Source organism: Streptomyces cupreus, assembly GCF_014257025.1.
Classification (GTDB): domain Bacteria; phylum Actinomycetota; class Actinomycetes; order Streptomycetales; family Streptomycetaceae; genus Streptomyces; species Streptomyces cupreus.
Window position 1 is genome coordinate 44,869 of record NZ_JACMSF010000039.1, and the last position, 15,892, is coordinate 60,760.

General features: G+C 70.9%; 16 protein-coding genes and 2 pseudogenes. 10 read left to right on the forward strand and 8 right to left on the reverse strand.

All coding sequences use genetic code 11. From position 1 onward, the window contains the following. Nucleotides 1-78: 78 nt before the first annotated feature. The gene (locus H4N64_RS29740) at nucleotides 79-1,110 is read left to right on the forward strand and encodes a hypothetical protein (RefSeq protein ID WP_186285527.1); all 1,032 of its coding nucleotides are present in this window, start codon (nucleotides 79-81) and stop codon (nucleotides 1,108-1,110) included. A gap of 10 nt (nucleotides 1,111-1,120) precedes the next feature. On the opposite strand, the gene H4N64_RS29745 is transcribed toward H4N64_RS29740, so the two are convergent. Beyond that, nucleotides 1,121-1,612 (reverse strand): DUF6328 family protein, encoded by a 492-nt coding sequence (locus H4N64_RS29745; RefSeq protein WP_186285528.1) that lies wholly within the window; start codon nucleotides 1,610-1,612, stop codon nucleotides 1,121-1,123. Between the two features lie 36 nt (nucleotides 1,613-1,648). Further along, nucleotides 1,649-2,632, reverse strand: coding sequence for an aldo/keto reductase (locus tag H4N64_RS29750; RefSeq protein ID WP_186285529.1), 984 nt, complete (start codon nucleotides 2,630-2,632; stop codon nucleotides 1,649-1,651). Nucleotides 2,633-2,970: 338 nt separating this feature from the next. Here H4N64_RS29750 and melC1 point away from each other — a divergent pair, with 338 nt between their 5' ends. Beyond that, nucleotides 2,971-3,354: an apotyrosinase chaperone MelC1 gene (melC1, locus tag H4N64_RS29755; protein ID WP_186285530.1), complete on the forward strand. Its 384-nt coding sequence runs from the start codon at nucleotides 2,971-2,973 to the stop codon at nucleotides 3,352-3,354. A 34-nt stretch (nucleotides 3,355-3,388) separates the two neighbouring features. Next, nucleotides 3,389-4,213: a tyrosinase MelC2 gene (gene melC2, locus H4N64_RS29760; RefSeq protein WP_186285531.1), complete on the forward strand. Its 825-nt coding sequence runs from the start codon at nucleotides 3,389-3,391 to the stop codon at nucleotides 4,211-4,213. Here the strand turns inward: melC2 and H4N64_RS29765 are convergent. After that, nucleotides 4,192-4,884: a ribonuclease H family protein gene (locus H4N64_RS29765; protein ID WP_186285532.1), complete on the reverse strand. Its 693-nt coding sequence runs from the start codon at nucleotides 4,882-4,884 to the stop codon at nucleotides 4,192-4,194. The genes melC2 and H4N64_RS29765 overlap by 22 nt on opposite strands. A gap of 35 nt (nucleotides 4,885-4,919) precedes the next feature. After that, nucleotides 4,920-5,720 carry a VOC family protein gene (locus H4N64_RS29770; RefSeq protein WP_186285533.1) on the reverse strand — a complete coding sequence of 267 codons (801 nt, stop codon included), beginning with the start codon at nucleotides 5,718-5,720 and terminating at the stop codon, nucleotides 4,920-4,922. 145 nt (nucleotides 5,721-5,865) lie between these two features. Between H4N64_RS29770 and H4N64_RS29775 the strand changes: the two genes are divergently transcribed. The 5 genes and pseudogenes from H4N64_RS29775 (at nucleotide 5,866) to H4N64_RS29795 (ending at nucleotide 11,551) form a co-directional block, all read left to right on the forward strand. Continuing rightward, nucleotides 5,866-6,873 carry a zinc-binding alcohol dehydrogenase family protein gene (locus tag H4N64_RS29775; protein ID WP_186285572.1) on the forward strand — a complete coding sequence of 336 codons (1,008 nt, stop codon included), beginning with the start codon at nucleotides 5,866-5,868 and terminating at the stop codon, nucleotides 6,871-6,873. Between the two features lie 277 nt (nucleotides 6,874-7,150). Then, nucleotides 7,151-8,584 (forward strand): family 2B encapsulin nanocompartment shell protein, encoded by a 1,434-nt coding sequence (locus H4N64_RS29780; RefSeq protein WP_186285534.1) that lies wholly within the window; start codon nucleotides 7,151-7,153, stop codon nucleotides 8,582-8,584. Then, nucleotides 8,581-9,645: a family 2 encapsulin nanocompartment cargo protein terpene cyclase gene (locus tag H4N64_RS29785; RefSeq protein WP_272491827.1), complete on the forward strand. Its 1,065-nt coding sequence runs from the start codon at nucleotides 8,581-8,583 to the stop codon at nucleotides 9,643-9,645. The genes H4N64_RS29780 and H4N64_RS29785 overlap by 4 nt, the downstream gene beginning before the upstream one ends. Nucleotides 9,646-9,689: 44 nt before the next feature. Beyond that, nucleotides 9,690-10,565, forward strand: coding sequence for a geranyl diphosphate 2-C-methyltransferase (locus tag H4N64_RS29790; protein WP_186285536.1), 876 nt, complete (start codon nucleotides 9,690-9,692; stop codon nucleotides 10,563-10,565). Nucleotides 10,566-10,645: 80 nt separating this feature from the next. After that, nucleotides 10,646-11,551: pseudogene (locus tag H4N64_RS29795) on the forward strand (SGNH/GDSL hydrolase family protein). A 7-nt stretch (nucleotides 11,552-11,558) separates the two neighbouring features. On the opposite strand, the gene H4N64_RS29800 reads toward H4N64_RS29795, so the two are convergent. Then, nucleotides 11,559-12,041, reverse strand: a complete 483-nt coding sequence (locus H4N64_RS29800; protein WP_186285537.1) for a VOC family protein — start codon at nucleotides 12,039-12,041, stop codon at nucleotides 11,559-11,561. Between the two features lie 197 nt (nucleotides 12,042-12,238). Here H4N64_RS29800 and H4N64_RS29805 point away from each other — a divergent pair, with 197 nt between their 5' ends. Then, nucleotides 12,239-12,877, forward strand: a complete 639-nt coding sequence (locus H4N64_RS29805) for a ClpP family protease (RefSeq protein WP_186285538.1) — start codon at nucleotides 12,239-12,241, stop codon at nucleotides 12,875-12,877. A 1-nt stretch (nucleotide 12,878) separates the two neighbouring features. Next, nucleotides 12,879-13,481, forward strand: a complete 603-nt coding sequence (locus tag H4N64_RS29810) for a ClpP family protease (RefSeq protein ID WP_186285539.1) — start codon at nucleotides 12,879-12,881, stop codon at nucleotides 13,479-13,481. A 19-nt stretch (nucleotides 13,482-13,500) separates the two neighbouring features. Here the strand turns inward: H4N64_RS29810 and H4N64_RS29815 are convergent, their stop codons facing one another. From H4N64_RS29815 to H4N64_RS29825, 3 genes and pseudogenes are all read right to left on the reverse strand, one after another. Then, complete coding sequence (locus H4N64_RS29815) at nucleotides 13,501-13,905, reverse strand: helix-turn-helix domain-containing protein (RefSeq protein WP_186285540.1); 405 nt, start codon at nucleotides 13,903-13,905, stop codon at nucleotides 13,501-13,503. A 96-nt stretch (nucleotides 13,906-14,001) separates the two neighbouring features. Continuing rightward, entirely contained in the window at nucleotides 14,002-14,457 is a 456-nt protein-coding gene (locus tag H4N64_RS29820; RefSeq protein ID WP_186285541.1) for an ATP-binding protein, read from the reverse strand. 98 nt (nucleotides 14,458-14,555) lie between these two features. Continuing rightward, nucleotides 14,556-15,762 (reverse strand): annotated as a pseudogene (locus H4N64_RS29825) (DUF6777 domain-containing protein). Nucleotides 15,763-15,892: the final 130 nt, after the last annotated feature.

Sequence of the window (15,892 nt, forward strand, 5' to 3'; positions counted from 1 at the left end):
TCCCGTGCCCGGGCGCATATAGGCTCCGGTCTGCGCCAGTGCGCTTCCGTGATCCGGCCAAGACCCAGGAGAGCCTCCGTGACCCTAGCGTTCGCCCCGTCCGAGACGTCCCCCGCGCCGCTGTCCGACCTCGTCGCGCGGGACGCGCGTGAGTTCGGGGCGTACGCGCGCACCGGCGGATGGGCCTTCGGCCTGATGGTGGCACGCAGCGTGCGCCCCGGCGGCCAGAGCGCCGACGAGACGCCGAAGGTGTCGGCGAAGGTGTTCGCCGAGCTGGCCGGCTGCTCGCCCGAGCGTGTCATGCGCTACTACAAGGCCTGGGACCGGGCCGCCGACGACGGTCTCGTCCCGCACTTCGAGGCGCTCCGGCCGGGCGCGGAGGTGGAGCTGCCGGACTCCGATGTGTGGCTGAGCTACTACGTCTCCCGCAACAGCGCCACCTCCGAGCGCGGCACCGCCATCGCCGAGGCCGCCGAGGCGGAGGGCATCCGGCCGACGAAGGCGCTGGAGGTCGCGGAGAACCCCACCGCGCTGCGTGCCGCGATCCTCGCCGACCCCTCCACCGCCCGCGCCGCCCGCAGCGCGCTGCTCGACCGGATCAAGGAAGACCCGGAGCTCCAGGCCGAGTTGGCCCGGGACGTCGTGCGCACCGACGACCTGAAGAAGGCCGTCGCCAGCGAGAGCCGGGCCGCCGACCGCATCGGCTACGTCCGCCAGATCGCGGAGTCCGGACAGGTCAAGACCCCCGCCGGGCAGACCATCGACGCGCCCGCCGACCTGCGCCAGGAGGCGGAGCGGCATCTGTCGCTGCTCGACGAACTGGACGAGGACGAGGACACCGGCGAGTGGGCCGGCGAGGCCTACGACACCATGAAGACCCTGGTCGCCGAGACGGTGGAGGCCGACCCCGAACTCCGCGTCCAGGAACGCCGGACGAAGTTCTACAGCAGCCTCCAGAAGGCGACGAAGGTCTTCGAGGAGCTCACCTTCGACGACGTGCAGGAGTTCGTCGAGGACGACATGGTGCAGCAGTTGGAGGATCTCCAGCAGGCCATCGCCTCGTGCATCGCCGCGCTGCGCGGCGCCAAGGGCACCGGCGCGGCCGAGTAGCCGTACTCAGTCACTCGTTCGACGTGTAGCGGTGCCGCACCCACCACGGCAGGACGAACCAGCACAGCAGATACCACAGCACAACGCCCGCGACCAGCCACGGTACGAACGCGTTGTGGGTGGCGACCCGCAGAATCAGCAGCAGTGACGCCGTCATGGTGATCAGCAGCAGCACCAGGCCGACGAAGGTCAGCCGGGACGCCCACTCCACCGCCCGGGGTTTGATGCGCCGACCGGACACCAGCCGGTGCAGGGACACGGGTCCGATCAGGGCGCCGGTGGAGGTGGCACCGACCACCACGGTCACGATGTAGATGGCCTGCTCGGTGTCGCCCAGGTCGGCGTAGGTCGGGGTGAACACGACGGTGAGCAGGAAGCCGAACAGGATCTGCACGCCCATCTGGGCCACCCGGACCTCCTGGATGAGCTCGGACCACATCCGGTCGGCACGCTCGTCCTCGGTCTCATCACGGCCGGAGCGTCTCTGTGTCGCTTGCGCCATGGCATCCGGGTGACCCGGCATTGATCGTTCAAACCGCTACCAGCGGTTCTCGACCCGGTCCTTGATCCGGCGGTCGTAGAGGTCACGGATCGCGGCGAGCGTTGGCTCCGAAAGCTCGGGGAGCTCGGCCGCGGCGGCGTTGGCTCGGGCCTGCTCGGGCGAGCGGGCGCCGGGGATCACCGTGGTGACGCCGGGCTGCTGGATGATCCAGCGCAGGGCGAGCTGGGCGGGGGTGTACCCCTCCGGGGCGAGGGCGGAGAACTCGGCGGCGGTCTCCACGCCGGTCGTGTAGTCCACGCCGGAGAAGGTCTCGCCGACGTCGAAGGACTCGCCGTGCCGGTTGTAGGTGCGGTGGTCGTTCTCCGGGAAGACGGTGTCCTTCGTGTACTTGCCGGACAGCAGGCCGGAGGCGAGCGGGACCCGGGCGATGATGCCGACGCCCGCCTCCTGGGCGGCCGGGAGCACCTCGCGCAGGGGCTTCATACGGAAGGCGTTGAGGATGATCTGCACGCTCGCCACGCCGGGGCGGGCGATCGCGGTGAGCGCCTCCTCGCAGGTCTCCACGCTCACGCCGTAGGCGGCGATGCGCTCCTCGGCGACGAGGGTGTCCAGGGCGTCGAACACCTCGTCCGACGAGTAGACGGGGGTCGGCGGGCAGTGCAGCTGCACCAGGTCGATCCGGTCGACGCCGAGGTTGCGGCGGGAACGGTCGTTCCAGGCGCGGAAGTTGTCCAGGACGTAGTTCTCCGGGATCTGGTCGACCCGACGGCCCATCTTGGTGGCGACCATGACGTGCAGATCCGGCCGGCCGCGCAGGAAGCGGGCGATGGTCTCCTCGCTGCGGCCGTCGCCGTAGACGTCGGCGGTGTCGAAGAAGGTCACCCCTGTCTCGGCCGCCGCCTCCAGCACCGCGAGGGCTTCCTTGTCGTCCACGTCGCCCCAGTCGGCCCCCAGTTGCCAGGTGCCGAGACCGACCACGGATGCGTGCTGCTGAGACCTGCCGAATGTGCGCTCGTCCATGGCGTCAGTCTGCCACCCTCCCCCGACACGGACGGAGAGCGGCAGTGCGGGTGCTCGCGGCCCGGCTTCCGGATCGCGTCACTTTCCGGGCGTGACCCAGGCCACCGGTGACGCACCCGTCCGCGAAAGACCACTCGAATCAGGACTCCCGGGAGAAGGAATTGCCCATTCCGGTGGACGCTCCGCCATCGACACGGCAAGATCATCTTGGTTCAATCTTGCATGACATGTGGGTAATTGTCCGGATCGTAGCCAACCACCCCTGAGGGATTTCTCCCGGTCTCACCCCTCCCGATAGGCATGCGGAGTCAACAGCCGAACCGAACCGGGAGATCCGTATGCCGGAACTCAGCCGTCGCCGCGCGCTCACCGCCGCAGCCGCCCTCGCCACCGCCTCCGGCGCCGCCACGCTCGCCGCCCCCGCCGCCCGGGCCGCCGAAGCCGGTCACCACCCCGGCTCCTCCCCCGCGCCCTTCGACGAGGTCTACCAGGGCCGCCGGATACAGGGCCGGGCCCGCTCGGGCGGCGGGCACCACGACCACCACGGCGCGGGTTACGCCGTGTTCGTCGACGGGGTGGAGCTGCATGTGATGCGCAACGCCGACGGCAGTTGGATCAGCGTCGTCAGCCACTACGACCCGGTGCCCACCCCGCGCGCCGCCGCACGGGCCGCGGTCGACGAGCTCCAGGGTGCCGCCCTCCTGCCGTTCCCCGCCAACTGACCCGCCCCTCAAGCACTTTCGGGAGCCTTCGCACATGACCGTCCGCAAGAACCAGGCGGCCCTGACCGCCGACGAGAAGCGCCGTTTCGTCGCCGCCGTCCTGGAGCTCAAGCGCACCGGCCGCTACGACGAGTTCGTCACCACGCACAACGCCTTCATCGTGTCCGACACCGACAACGGCGAGCGCACGGGCCACCGTTCGCCGTCCTTCCTGCCCTGGCACCGCAGATTCCTGCTCGACTTCGAGCGCGCCCTTCAGCAGGTGGACGCCTCGGTCGCGCTGCCCTACTGGGACTGGAGCGCCGACCGCACGGCGCGTGCCTCACTGTGGGCGCCGGACTTCCTCGGCGGCACCGGGCGGAGCCTGGACGGGCGGGTGATGGACGGTCCGTTCGCCGCCTCGACCGGCAACTGGCCGATCAACGTCCGCATAGACGGCCGTACTTATCTGCGCCGGGCGCTCGGCGGCGGCGGTCGTCAGCTGCCGACCCGGGCCGAGGTGGACTCGGTGCTGGCGATGGAGACGTACGACATGGCGCCCTGGAACAGCGGCTCGGACGGCTTCCGCAACCACCTGGAGGGGTGGCGCGGGGTCAATCTGCACAACCGGGTGCATGTATGGGTCGGCGGCCAGATGGCGACCGGGGTCTCGCCCAACGACCCGGTGTTCTGGCTGCACCACGCCTACGTGGACAAGCTGTGGGCGCACTGGCAGCGCCGGCATCCCGCCTCCCGCTATCTGCCCGCCGCCGGGACGGCGGACGTGGTCGACCTCAACGACACGATGAAGCCGTGGAACGATGTGCGGCCCGCGGACCTGCTGGACCACACCCCGCACTACACGTTCGACGCGGCCTGATCCCTGCACTCGGGGTGGCCCCAGCCCTGCGCGTTCTTGGCGATGGGCTCGCCCGCCGCGTAGGAGCGGCCGCACAGGCAGCGGCCCGGGAACTTCGCCTTGATGGTGCGCGAGGAGGAACCGCCGCCGCTCTTCTTGGCAGCCGTGGGGCGGCGGCGCGGCGCCTTGGCGGGGGTGTCCGGGGCGGACGGCGGCTCGGGCGAGCCGAGGTCGCTGCCCGCCGCCTCCTGGACGGTGGCCGCCTGGCTCGCGGCGCGGTCGGCGAAGTCGTTGAGCTTGTCGCCGTCGACCTGGTGGGCCGGCACATAGCGGAACTCGACGGTGCGCCCTGCCAGGAGCTCGTCGATGCGTACGACGAGCTCCTGGTTGGCGACCGGCTTGCCGGCCGAGGTCTTCCAGCCGTTGCGCTTCCAACCGGGAAGCCAGGTGGTGACGGCCTTCATGGCGTACTGGGAGTCCATCCGGACCTCCAGCGGTACGCCGGGGTCGGTCGCCGCCAACAGACGCTCCAGCGCGGTGAGTTCGGCGACATTGTTGGTGGCCTTGCCGAGCGGTCCGGCTTCCCAGCGGGCCGGGCTCTCCGTCTCGTCGGCGACGACCCAGGCCCAGCCCGCGGGTCCGGGGTTTCCCTTCGAAGCCCCGTCGCACGCGGCCACTACTCGTTCACGCATGTTCCGATCATGCCATGGGCCGAAGGGGTGCCCGCTCAGACGTCGGTCAGCTTGGGCATCTCGCCCTGGGTGGAGGTGACGTCGATCACCGAGAAGTTCGCGCCCTGCGGGTCGCTGAGGGCCGCGAACCGGCCGAACGGGCTGTCCATCGGCCCGAACCGCAGCACCCCGCCGAGCTTGGTGGCCTTCGACACGGCCTCGTCGCAGTCGGCGACGGAGAAGTAGACGTTGATGTACGGCGGTACCTCGGGCGGGAACTCCTCGGTCATCCTCATCCGGCCGAGGACGGGAGCCTCGGAGACGTTGAAGATCCGGAAGTCGACCCCGTCGTGCTCCATCTGCTGCGCGGTGTACCGCGGGAAGACGGCGGGGAAGAAGGCGTCGGACTTCTCCGGCTCACGGGTGAAGACCTCGGCCCAGCAGAACGCGCCGGGCTGCTCGGGCGGCGCCTCGAAGCCCTCGTGGCTGCCCGCCTGCCAGACGCCGAAGACGACGCCGCTCGGGTCGCGGGCCAGACACATGGAGCCGAAGTCGCCCACCTCCATCGGCTCCATCAGCACCTCGCCGCCGCTCTCCCGGATCCGCCTCGCGGTGGTGGCGACGTCCGGGGACGCGAAGTAGAGGCACCACTGGGACTGGCCCTCCTGCCCGGGCATGGGCGGGACGACGGCGGCGACCGCCTTGCCGTCCGCGTAGGCCTGGGTGTAGTTGCCGTACTCCGACGACGCCTCGCCGAAGGTCCAGCCGAGGACGTCGCCGTAGAAGCTCTTGGCTCCCTCGACGTCACTGAACATCGCATCGGCCCAACAGGGGGTTCCCTCTGGCTGTACCGCCATGACTGCGGCCTCTCCGAATCGGTGGTGGGTCCGCTTCCACACGCTAGCCATCCCCCGCGCGAACCGCGCGCCGAACGACGCGGTCCGTTCCAGACTGGGGGAAAACGGTGTCGGCGGGACGGGGAGCGCGATGACGGACAGGACGATGCGCGCGTGGTCGGTGAGCACACCGGGGCCGGTCGAGGAGGGGCCGCTGCGGTTCGTCGAGAAGCCGGTGCCGGTGCCTGCCGCCGATGAGCTACTGGTGCGGGTGCGGGCGTGCGGGGTGTGCCGGACCGATCTGCATGTCACGGAGGGTGACCTGCCGGTGCGCCGGCCGGACGTGACGCCCGGGCACGAGGTCGTCGGCGAGGTCGCCGGGCTCGGCACAGAGGCCGGCGGCTTCACGGTCGGCGACCGGGTGGGCGTGGCCTGGCTGCGGCACACGGACGGCACCTGCGCCTACTGCCTGCGTGGCGCGGAGAACCTCTGCCCCGGCTCGCGGTACACGGGCTGGGACGCGGACGGCGGCTACGCCGAGTACACGACCGTACCGGCCGCCTTCGCGCATCCGCTGCCCGGCGACCTGGACGACGTGGCGCTCGCGCCCCTGTTGTGCGCCGGGATCATCGGCTACCGGGCGCTGCGCCGATCCGCGCTCCCACCCGGCGGGCGGCTCGGTCTGTACGGGTTCGGCGGCAGCGCCCATCTGTGTGCCCAGGTGGCACTGGCCGAGGGTGCCCGGGTGCACGTCCTGACCCGGGGTGCGGCCGCGCGGCGGCTGGCACTGGAGCTGGGGGCGGCGTCGGCAGGCGAGGCGTACGAGCTGCCGCCGGAGCCGCTGGACAGCGCCATCCTGTTCGCGCCGGCCGGCGACCTGGTCCCGGTGGCGCTGCGGGCGCTGGACCGGGGCGGAGTCCTCGCGGTCGCCGGGATCCACCTCAGCGACACCCCGCCGCTGCACTACGAGAGCGAGCTGTTCTACGAGAAGGAACTGCGCAGCGTCACCTCCAACACCCGTGCGGACGCCCGCGAGTTCCTCGCCCTCGCCGCCCGGCACGGCGTGCGCGCCACCACGCACACCTACCCGCTGTCCCGGGCCGACGAGGCACTGAGGGATCTGAAGGCCGGCCGGTTCGACGGGGCCGCGGTGCTGGTGAACGACGTGACCTGACCGCGCACGGCGGTACGCGCGCACGGCCCCCGTGCTCCGCCTGCGCCGCCCGTCCGGGCGATGTCGACCGGCGTGGGATCACACACGCTCTCGCAGTCCACCCCGATCGGGCGGTTTGCACATCCGCCGCGTGAAACCGCCCCCTTCACGCGGTTCCCGGCTCTCACCGCCGCTGTTTGCCTTGTGTACAGGCAGCGCGTGCTGTCCACCCGCGCCACGAGGTTGCCGTCTCACCGACCACACCGCTCACCCCTGAACCACCCCCCAGGGAGGGACTGTGTCCGCACCCGAAAGCGCCGCCAATCCCGCCGTCGACGATCCCGCCACCACCGCTCCCCCGTTCACCAGCCTCAGCACACAGGCGGCCCGACAACTCACCACGACCACCAAGTCCGAACCCCAGATGCAGGCCATCACCTCGCGATGGCTGCTCAAGACGCTGCCCTGGGTCGACGTACGGGGCGGCACCTACCGCGTCAACCGGCGGCTCCAGCTGCGGATCGGCCGAGGGCGGGTGCAGTTCGAGCAGAACGGCGCCGACGACGTCAAGGTCATCCCCCAGACGCTCACCGAACTGCCGGTGCTGCGCGGCTACCGCGACACCGAGGTCCTCAAGGAGGTCGCCGCCCGCTTCCAGGTCCGCGAAGTGCGGGCGGGCCAGGTGCTGTTCGAGGCCGGACAGCCGGTCACCGAGGCCTACCTCGTCGTGCACGGCCGCTTCACCCGCTTCACCGCCGGCAAGTACGGCGAGGAGGAGGTCATCGGCGTCGTCACCGACGGCGAGGGCATGGGCGACGAGGCCGTCGGCCGCGCCGACCCGCTCTGGCTCACCTCGGTGCGGGCGGAGACGGCGGGCATCGTCCTGGCGCTGCCCTGGGACACACTCAGGGAGCACGTCGACCGCGCCCCCTCCCTCGCCGCCCATCTGGCGGCCTACGCCGAGCAGCAGAGCAAGCCCGTGAACCGCAAGGGCGAGGCCGATGTGCCGGTCCAGGCGGGACATGTGGGCGAGCCGATGCTGTCCGGCGGCTTCGTCGACTACGAACTCGCCCCGCGCGAGTACGAGTTGTCCCTCACCCAGACCGTGCTGCGGGTGCACACCCGGGTCGCCGACCTCTACAACGACCCGATGAACCAGACCGAGCAGCAACTCAGGCTCACCATCGAGGAGATCCGCGAGCGCCAGGAGTGGGAGCTGGTCAACAACCGCGAGTTCGGTCTTCTCCACAGCACCGCCTACGACCAGCGGATCAGCACCTTCGCCGGACCGCCGACCCCGGACGACCTCGACGAGCTGCTCTCCATGCGCCGCAAGACCCGGCTCTTCCTCGCCCATCCGAAGGCCATCGCCGCCTTCTTCCGGCAGTGCAACCGGCGCGGTCTGGTGCCGGGCACGGTGAACGTCGAGGGACACGAGGTGCCCGCCTGGCGGGGTGTGCCGCTCTTCCCGTGCAGCAAGATCCCGATCGGTCCGCAGCACAGCACCAGCATCATCGCGCTGCGCACCGGCGAGGCCGACCAGGGTGTGGTCGGCCTGTACCAGACCGGCATCCCCGAGGAGTACCAGCCGGGCCTGAACGTGCGGTTCATGGGCATCGACGACACCGCGATCCTGCGCTACCTGGTCACCGCCTACTACTCCCTGGCGATCCTCGTGCCGGACGCCGCCGGGATCCTGGAGAACGTCCAGATCGGCCGGACCGCCGACTGAACGGGTGGAGTACGTCGATGAGCGCTTCCTCGTTCCGGCCGCCCGGCCCGCCGAGCCCGGCCCGCACCGTCCGGGCCCGGCGCGGCGGGGCCGTGCCCGGTCTGCTGTACCGGCCCGCGGTCCCGGCCGATCCCGAGAAGGTGAAGGAGGTCGATCTGCGCCTTGAGGAGTGGGCGCGCGGTCTGGATCTGTTCCCCAAGGCGTGGTCCGGTGACTTCGCGGGGTTCCAGTTCGGGCGGGCGGTGGTGCTTCAGCATCCGGGCGCCGCCGACCTGGAACGCCTCACCGCCGCCGGCAAGCTGCTCCTCGCGGAGAACGTCGTCGACAGCTGCTACTGCGAGGTCTCCGAGGGCCGGGGCGCCTCGGCGCGTGGCCTGGGCGGGCGGCTGATCATCGCGCAGTCGGCCCTCGATCCGTACCACGGCACTCCCGAGACGGAGGAGCGGTGGCGGCTCGGCGTCCAGGCGGACGGCCCGCTGCGCTCGTACCACTGGGCCCTGAAGGACTACGCCGCCTTCGCCACGCCCAGCCAGACCGACCGGTTCGTGCACGACATGGCACGACTGCACCTCGGCTATCTCGGGGAGGCCGCCTGGGCGGAGACCGAGTACATGCCGCGGGTGTGGGAGTACCTGACGATGCGGCAGTTCAACAACTTCCGGCCCTGTCTTTCGCTCGTCGACGCGGTCGACGGCTATGAACTGCCCGAGGCCGTCCACGCCCGCCCCGAGATCCAGCGGGTGACGGCGCTGGCCTGCAACGCCACCACGATCGTCAACGACCTGTACTCGTTCACCAAGGAGCTGGCGAGCGACCCGACGCACCTCAACCTGCCCGTCGTCGTCGCCGCCAACGACCGATGCGGACTGCAGGCCGCCTATCTGGAGTCCGTCGAGATCCACAACCGGATCATGGAGGCCTTCGAGGAGGAGGCCGCCGCCGTCTCCGCCCTCTCCCCCGTGGTCGAGCGCTACACCGGAGGCCTCGCCGCATGGGTCGCCGGCAACCACGAGTGGCACGCCACCAACACCCACCGCTACCACCTGCCCGACTACTGGTAGCCCCCCACCTGACGTAATGTCAGAAGCACCAGGAGGAACCCGCGTTGAGCTCCACCGACGTCGGCACCACCACCCCACAGGTGCCGCCCCAGTCCACGTACCAGAATCGTGTGGCGGACTACTGGAACGCCGAGGAGAACCCCGTCAACCTCGAACTCGGAAAGATCGATGACCTGTACCACCACCACTACGGCGTCGGTGACGTCGACTGGTCGGTGCTGGAGGGGTCCGACCCCGAACCGCGCCAGGAACGGATCACCGCCGAACTGCACCGCCTCGAACACGCCCAGGCCGAGCTGCTCGCCGGCCGGCTCGGGCCGCTGTCCCCCGCCGACCGTGTCTTCGACGCCGGCTGCGGACGCGGCGGCGGCAGCGTCGTGGCGCATCTGCGCTACGGCTGCGCCGCCGACGGGGTCACGATCTCCGCCAAACAGGCCGAGTTCGCGAACGAGCAGGCCCGTAAGCGGGGCATCGACGGCAGCGTGCGCTACCACTGCCGCGACATGCTCGACACCGGGTTCCCCTCGGGCGCGTTCACGGCCTCGTGGAACAACGAGTCCACCATGTACGTCGAGCTGGACCTGCTGTTCGCCGAGCACGCCCGGCTGCTGCGCCGCGGCGGACGCTATGTGGTGATCACCGGCTGCTACAACGACACCTACGGGCGCGCCTCCCGCGAGGTGTCCCTCATCAACGCCCACTACATCTGCGACATCCATCCCCGCTCGGCGTACTTCCGGGCGATGGCCCGCAACCGGCTGGTCCCGGTGCATGTGCAGGACCTCACCGAAGCGACCATCCCCTACTGGGAGTTGCGCCGCCAGGCCGAGCACCTGGTCACCGGTATCGAGGACACCTTCCTGACCGCCTACCGCAATGGCAGCTTCCAGTACCTGCTGATCGCGGCCGACCGGGTCTGAGTTGACGCGGGTCTTCCCCCTGTGGCCCCGCTGTGCTTGCCTGGGGAGCCGTTTTCGAGGTCCGGGGCGGGAGTTGCCGCATGCGCAAGGCGTGGATGGCGGGGTTGCTGCTCACCGTGTCGCTGCTCGGCGGCTGCGGGGATCCGACGGCAGGGCCGGACCAGGCACCGCCCCCCGAGGTGCCGAGGGCATCGGCGACGACCCAGCAGCAGGCACCCGCCTCTCCGAGCGCCGTCGCCGTGAAGCCGCCGACCGTGCTGTACCTCGGCGACTCCCTCGCCATGGAGGCCCAGAAGGTACTCGGCACCGAGCTCCGCAGGAAGTTGCGCGCCACCTACACCAGCGCCCCCTACTCGGGCACCACTCCCTGCGACTACCTGGAGGGCACCCGCAAGCGTTCCCTGGTCCCGGACCCGGACAAGGCCGCCGCGCTGGTGCGTGCGCGGCGGCCGGACTTCGTGGTGCTCCAGTTCTGGGGCAACGCCTGGGGGTACACGCCGTGCATGGACGGCATCACGCACGACGCCGATCCCCGGACGTACTTCGACCGGTACACGGCGGACCTGAAGAGGCTCACCGACCAGATCGCCGCGGCCGGCGGGGAGCGGCGCCCGCGGATCGTGTGGGTGCTCCAGGGCCCCGACCCGATCACCCCCGACCGGGTCCGCCAGGTCAACGACCTGTACGAGCGGCGGGCCGGCGCCTCGGGCGACCTCGTCGCGGACGCCGGGCGGACGGTGAGCGCCGACGGGGCCCGTTACACCTGAGTGCGGGATCTGCCGTGCACGGCGTTCGAGCGCGAGCACCCCGACTACTGCACCGAGCCCGGCCGCGACCGTACCGCCCTGCACCGCGACGACGACTATCTGCACTTCTGTCTGGCGCCGACCACCTCGACCCCGAAGCCGTGCCCGGTCCGCTCGCCCGGCATCCTGCGAATGGCGCAGGAGGTCACCCGGGTGATCGGCGACCACCTCGGCGGATAGCGGGGGCTCACGCGCCGGCGTACGCCTTCTCCAGGGCCGCGATGTCGAGCTTGCCCATGCCGAGCATGGCCTGGGTCGCGCGGGCCGCCTTCTCGGCGTCGGGGTCGCTCATCATGGCGTCGAGGCTGTCCGGGATGACCTGCCAGGACACCCCGTACTTGTCCTTGAGCCAGCCGCAGGGGCCGGGCTCGCCGCCGCCCTCGGTGAGCTTGGTCCAGTAGTAGTCGATCTCCTCCTGGTTCTCGCAGAAGATCATGAAGGAGATCGCCTCGTTGAACTTGAACTCGGGGCCGCCGTTGAGCGCGAGGAACTTGTGACCGTTGGCCGTGAACTCCACGGTCATGACGCTGCCGGCGGGACGCGGGGCGCCCTCGGGGTAGCGGGCGACCTTGCCGATGCCGGAGTTCTTGAAGACCGACACATAGTGGTGGGCGGCCTCCTCGGCCTCGTTGTCGAACCAGAGACACGTGGTGAAACCGTTGCTGGCCATGGATACCTCCTGGGCGTGGAACGCTGTCATCTGTATCGACCGATCCTCGCGCCGGAACTCATCGGCGGGGCGGCCGGTTGATCCAGATGGCCCGCTCTGCCCATGGCTAATCTGCCGCGGGCAGAGAAATCCCCGGTGGAGGGGGTCCGCGGTCAACAGTGGAGTCGACGGCATCCACGCCACGACGAGGAGATCCCATGACTCCACTCACCGCGCTCGCCCCACGGGCGGAGGAGGGCGACACCCCGCCCTCCCGGCTCGACGACCAGCTCGCCGCCCAGTTGCTCGGACAGCGGATCGTGCTGCTGGGCACACAGGTCGACGAGGTCTCCGCGAACCGGGTCTGCGCGCAGTTGCTGATCCTGTCCGCCGAGGACCCGCGCACCGACATCAGCCTGTACATCAACAGCCCGGGCGGCTCGGTGCACGCGGGCCTCGCCATCTACGACACCATGCGGCTGATCCCCAACGACGTGTCGACGCTCGCCATGGGCTTCGCGGCCAGCATGGGCCAGTTCCTGCTCTGCGGCGGCACGCCCGGCAAGCGGTACGCCCTGCCGAACGCGCGGATCATGATGCACCAGGGGTCGGCGGGCATCGGCGGTACCACCGCCGACATCGAGATCCAGGCCGAGAACCTGGAGCACACCAAGCGGACCATGGAGCGGCTCATCGCCGAGAACACGGGCCAGACCCCGGAGACCATCGCCCGGGACGGCGACCGTGACCGCTGGTTCACGGCCGAGGAGGCCAGGGAGTACGGCATGGTGGACCGGGTCCTGGAGTCCCTCGCGGACGTCCGCCCGGCCGCCTCGAAGCGACGGATGGGGCTGTGACATGGGGAACTACACGATTCCGTACGTCGTCGAGCGGACCGCGCACGGCGAGCGCTCCTCCGATGTGTTCAGCCGGCTGCTGTCGGAGCGGATCATCTTCCTCGGCACCGAGATCGACGACGGCGTCGCCAACGTCGTCATCGCGCAACTGCTCCATCTGGAGTCGGCGGCGCCGGAGAACGAGATCGCGATCTACATCAACTCCCCCGGCGGCTCGTTCACTTCGCTCATGGCCATCTATGACACGATGACGTACGTGCAGGCGCCGATCTCGACGTTCTGTGTGGGGCAGGCGGCGTCGACGGCCGCCGTGCTGCTGGCCGGTGGGGATCCGGGGCGTCGGTTCGTGCTGGAGCACGCGCGTGTGCTGCTCGGTCAGCCCGCCAGCGGGGGCAACCGGGGCATGATCTCCGACCTCGCCCTCCAGGCCAAGGAGATGGTCCGCATCCGCGCCCAGGTCGAGGAGGTGCTGGCCCGCCACACCCACCACGATGTCGCAACCCTGCGCGCCGACATGGACCGCGACAAGGTGTTCACCGCCGAGGAGGCCGTGGCGTACGGCCTGGCCGACGAGGTGGTGAGCCGGCGCCTCGCCGCGGTGTGAGGCGCCGGGAGGGCGTGGGTCAGGCGGCCAGGCAGAGGCCGTCGTACGACGAACCGGCCGTGCCGCGGCCCCGGTCCGGGCTGTGACGGCTGGTGAGCCGGATCAGTTCGCCCTGGGCCCGGGACAGCAGGTCGCCGAGGCCGAGTCCGAGGGCCTGGGCGGCGGCCGCGAGGACCTCCGAGGAGGCCTCCTTGCGGCCGCGCTCGACCTCGGAGAGGTAGGGCATCGAGATCCGGGCGGCGTCGGCCACGTCCTTCAGGGTGCGCTCCTGGGCGAGGCGCTCACGCCGCAGGACGTCGCCGACCAGGTCCCGCCACAGGGGTTCCCTGGGCGCGGGTGCGGTGGCTTGCGGGCGGGAGGGCCCCTGGCGCGCGGGCGGGCGCAACGGGATGACGCGGGCTTGGTTCGGCGCTTGGTTGCTCACCCTCCCAGCCTAGGAGGCCGGGCCGGGCCGGGAAGGGATCGGCGTTCTGCCCTGGGGGAAATCGCCAGGGGCGAACAGGAGTTGGCCCGGATCCGGTCACTCGCCGCCGCTCAGCCTCATCACCGCACGGACCCGCTTGCCGACCGGAACCCGTTCGACGGCGACCTCCAGCGCCAGCGCGTGCACTATCTCCAGGCCGTGCCGGCCGACGCGTTCGGGGTCCCGGGGGAAGCGGCGGGGCAGCGCGGCGCTGCTGTCGTAGACGCAGACGGCGACCTGGGCGTCGGTGCCCTCCAGGTCCAGGATGTAGGGGCCGTTGCTGTGCCGGTCGGCGTTGGTGACCAGTTCGCTGACCATCAGGAGCACCTCTTCGTGGGTGCGGTCGTCGATCTCGGCGCACCACTCCGTGCGGAGCCGGCCGAGGAAGCGGGCGGCGAAGGACCGCGCCTCGGCGATGCACCCCGGTTCACCGCTGTAGTGGGCCGCCTGTCGGAGCGGTTCCACGGGCACGTCGAAACCAGTCGGAATCACTGCCCCGTCGTGTTCGATCATGCGTTTCTCTCTCGGGAAGCCGGACCGGCCGGACGCCGCTGCACCAGTGCTCGTACCCAGTGCCGCGCCCGGCAGTCCCCGCTCCGGGGCCCGGTGCGTCACATCGGCGGCGACAGCGGGCTGCCGCCCGTGGTCGGTGACCGGGTCGCCGTGGCGGTCGTGTCCAAGGCGAGCGGCACCTCAGGAGGTGGTCGTCCCGGGCGACTCGGGCTCGGCCGTGGGCTGCGAGGTCGGGGGCTCCGAGGCCGGCGGCGGGATCTGCCCGGAGGGCGTCGTCGAGGTCGGCGGGCAGGGGGTCTCCGAGCCGGTGGGCGTGGCCGGACACGGCGTCGTGGTGCCGGGGGACGGCGACGTCGTGGGCGGCACGGTCGTCGACGGGGAGGGCTGGCGTGCGGGCGGGTCCGTCTTCTGGTCCTTGCCGCCGGTGTCACCCGGGTGCCGGTTGAACCAGTCGTCGTTCTCGGGGTCGTAGACGACGAAGACGTTGATGACGACGGTGGCCGGCGCGACCACGACCACGTTCGAGGACTTGTACGACGGCCAGGAGTCGCCCGTGGCCTTCGGCGCGCTCTGCTGGGCGACCGGCGGGGTCAGCGGGTTGCCACAGGCGCAGCGCACCCGGGGCACTCCGCGGTCGTCGACGAGGACGGCGGTGCCGGTCTGGAGGACGGCCTGGTAGCTGGTGGCGCCGCCGTCGCGGTAGCCGTGGTTGGTGACGCGGGTGTCCATGCGCAGTTGCACGGGGGTGAGGTCGCGCAGATAGGCCGGGACGCCGGAGGGGTCGACGTCGGCGACGGAGGCGAACGCCTTGTTCTTCGCCTGGTCGGCCTGGAGGAACTTGATCTGCTTCTCCACGTCGCAGCTGGCGACGTTGCGGGTGCCGCCGTAGAGGCCGGGCGCTGCGCCGTCGACACCGCGCACGGCGTTGGCGGACTCGGTGGCCCCTGTCGGGGCGGGGGTCACCGGCGGGGCGGAGCTGTCCGTCGCGGTGGAGGCGGTGAAGGGATCGGGGCCCGACTTGCCCGCGGCCTGGAGGAAGACCTCGCCGCCCGAGCCGGAGCCGCCGCCGTCGCCGCGGCTGAAGACGAAGGCGAGCACCACGGCCGCGACCACCACGGTGGCGAGCACGACGATGCGCGGCACGGACCGCCACCACGGCCGCTGGGGTCCCGGCTCCGGGGGGACACCGCCGCCACCGGTGCCCGGGGGCTGGGAGGGCGGGCCGGAAGGTGGCTGCGAGGGACCGGACAGCGGGCCCGAGGGGGGCCCTGTGGGTCGGCCGGAGGACGGAGGTTCGGCGCTCACGAGCCCTTCTTCCCGATATGGGACTCTCACGGCCTTTAATGCGAATAGCCGCATTTCTCCATACCGTGACCATTGTGTGCTCCAGGCCGGTGCGGTCCGCAAGCCGACGCGGACGGACCTCCCGGCAGGC